This is a genomic window from Streptomyces barringtoniae (genome assembly GCF_020819595.1).
GTDB classification, from domain to species: domain Bacteria; phylum Actinomycetota; class Actinomycetes; order Streptomycetales; family Streptomycetaceae; genus Streptomyces; species Streptomyces barringtoniae.
Map to the genome: position 1 here is coordinate 1 of NZ_JAJHNP010000056.1, position 3,190 is coordinate 3,190.

Here is a 3,190-nt window from a genome sequence, read left to right on the forward strand (position 1 = left end):
AACACAGTGGACGCGAGCAACTGAGGACAAGCCCTCGGCCTATTAGTACCGGTCACCTCCACCAGTTACCTGGCTTCCAGATCCGGCCTATCAACCCAGTCGTCTACTGGGAGCCTTACCCCATCAAGTGGGTGGGAGTCCTCATCTCGAAGCAGGCTTCCCGCTTAGATGCTTTCAGCGGTTATCCCTCCCGAACGTAGCCAACCAGCCATGCCCTTGGCAGAACAACTGGCACACCAGAGGTTCGTCCGTCCCGGTCCTCTCGTACTAGGGACAGCCCTTCTCAAGACTCCTACGCGCACAGCGGATAGGGACCGAACTGTCTCACGACGTTCTAAACCCAGCTCGCGTACCGCTTTAATGGGCGAACAGCCCAACCCTTGGGACCGACTCCAGCCCCAGGATGCGACGAGCCGACATCGAGGTGCCAAACCATCCCGTCGATATGGACTCTTGGGGAAGATCAGCCTGTTATCCCCGGGGTACCTTTTATCCGTTGAGCGACGGCGCTTCCACAAGCCACCGCCGGATCACTAGTCCCGACTTTCGTCCCTGCTCGACCCGTCGGTCTCACAGTCAAGCTCCCTTGTGCACTTACACTCAACACCTGATTGCCAACCAGGCTGAGGGAACCTTTGGGCGCCTCCGTTACCCTTTAGGAGGCAACCGCCCCAGTTAAACTACCCATCAGACACTGTCCCTGATCCGGATCACGGACCCAGGTTAGACATCCAGCACGACCAGACTGGTATTTCAACGACGACTCCACACACACTGGCGTGCATGCTTCACAGTCTCCCAGCTATCCTACACAAGCCGAACCGAACACCAATATCAAACTGTAGTAAAGGTCCCGGGGTCTTTCCGTCCTGCTGCGCGAAACGAGCATCTTTACTCGTAGTGCAATTTCACCGGGCCTATGGTTGAGACAGTCGAGAAGTCGTTACGCCATTCGTGCAGGTCGGAACTTACCCGACAAGGAATTTCGCTACCTTAGGATGGTTATAGTTACCACCGCCGTTTACTGGCGCTTAAGTTCTCAGCTTCGCCCACCCGAAAGTGAGCTAACCGGTCCCCTTAACGTTCCAGCACCGGGCAGGCGTCAGTCCGTATACATCGCCTTACGGCTTCGCACGGACCTGTGTTTTTAGTAAACAGTCGCTTCTCGCTGGTCTCTGCGGCCACCCCCAGCTCGAGGAGCAAGTCCTCTCACCAGGAATGGCCCCCCTTCTCCCGAAGTTACGGGGGCATTTTGCCGAGTTCCTTAACCATAGTTCACCCGAACGCCTCGGTATTCTCTACCTGACCACCTGAGTCGGTTTAGGGTACGGGCCGCCATGAAACTCGCTAGAGGCTTTTCTCGACAGCATAGGATCATCCACTTCACCACAATCGGCTCGGCATCAGGTCTCAGACACATGCAAGGCGGATTTACCTACCTCACGTCCTACACCCTTACCCCGGGACAACCACCGCCCGGGATGGACTACCTTCCTGCGTCACCCCATCACTCACCTACTACCAGATTGGTCCGGCGGCTCCACCACTCCCCTTTGCCCGAAGGCTCCAGGGCGGCTTCACGGCCTCAGCATCACTGGATTCGATGTTTGACGCTTCACAGCGGGTACCGGAATATCAACCGGTTATCCATCGACTACGCCTGTCGGCCTCGCCTTAGGTCCCGACTTACCCTGGGCAGATCAGCTTGACCCAGGAACCCTTAGTCAATCGGCGCACACGTTTCTCACGTGTGAATCGCTACTCATGCCTGCATTCTCACTCGTCAACCGTCCACGACTACCTTCCAGTGCCGCTTCACCCGGCAGACGACGCTCCCCTACCCATCACAGCACCCGTTGGGGCTATACGCTGCAATGACACGACTTCGGCGGTACGCTTGAGCCCCGCTACATTGTCGGCGCGGAATCACTAGACCAGTGAGCTATTACGCACTCTTTCAAGGGTGGCTGCTTCTAAGCCAACCTCCTGGTTGTCTGTGCGACTCCACATCCTTTCCCACTTAGCGTACGCTTAGGGGCCTTAGTCGATGCTCTGGGCTGTTTCCCTCTCGACCATGGAGCTTATCCCCCACAGTCTCACTGCCGCGCTCTCACTTACCGGCATTCGGAGTTTGGCTAAGGTCAGTAACCCGGTAGGGCCCATCGCCTATCCAGTGCTCTACCTCCGGCAAGAAACACACGACGCTGCACCTAAATGCATTTCGGGGAGAACCAGCTATCACGGAGTTTGATTGGCCTTTCACCCCTAACCACAGGTCATCCCCCAGGTTTTCAACCCTGGTGGGTTCGGTCCTCCACGAAGTCTTACCTCCGCTTCAACCTGCCCATGGCTAGATCACTCCGCTTCGGGTCTTGAGCGTGCTACTACAGCGCCCTATTCGGACTCGCTTTCGCTACGGCTTCCCCACCCGGGTTAACCTCGCAACACACCGCAAACTCGCAGGCTCATTCTTCAAAAGGCACGCAGTCACGAGATGCAGCAAGCTGCATCCGACGCTCCCACGGCTTGTAGGCACACGGTTTCAGGTACTATTTCACTCCCCTCCCGGGGTACTTTTCACCATTCCCTCACGGTACTATCCGCTATCGGTCACCAGGGAATATTTAGGCTTAGCGGGTGGTCCCGCCAGATTCACACGGGATTTCTCGGGCCCCGTGCTACTTGGGTGTCTCTCCAACGAGCCGCTGACGTTTCGACTACGGGGGTCTTACCCTCTACGCCGGACCTTTCGCATGTCCTTCGCCTACATCAACGGTTTCTGACTCGTCCTGTTGCCGGCAGACAACAGAAGAGAGATCCCACAACCCCCACGACGCAACCCCTGCCGGGTCTCACACGCCGTAGGTTTGGCCTCATCCGGTTTCGCTCGCCACTACTCCCGGAATCACGGTTGTTTTCTCTTCCTGCGGGTACTGAGATGTTTCACTTCCCCGCGTTCCCTCCACACTGCCTATGTGTTCAGCAGCGGGTGACAGCCCATGACGACTGCCGGGTTTCCCCATTCGGAAACCCCCGGATCAAAGCCTGGTTGACGACTCCCCGGGGACTATCGTGGCCTCCCACGTCCTTCATCGGTTCCTGGTGCCAAGGCATCCACCGTGCGCCCTTAAAAACTTGGCCACAGATGCTCGCGTCCACTGTGCAGTTCTCAAACAACGACCAGCCACCC

Annotated in this window: 1 rRNA gene; it reads right to left on the minus strand. The window is 57.3% G+C overall.

The annotated features are described in order from the left end of the window. Positions 1-22: 22 nt before the first annotated feature. Positions 23-3,141 (minus strand): 23S ribosomal RNA (locus LMU33_RS40620). Between the last annotated feature and the right edge of the window lie 49 nt (positions 3,142-3,190).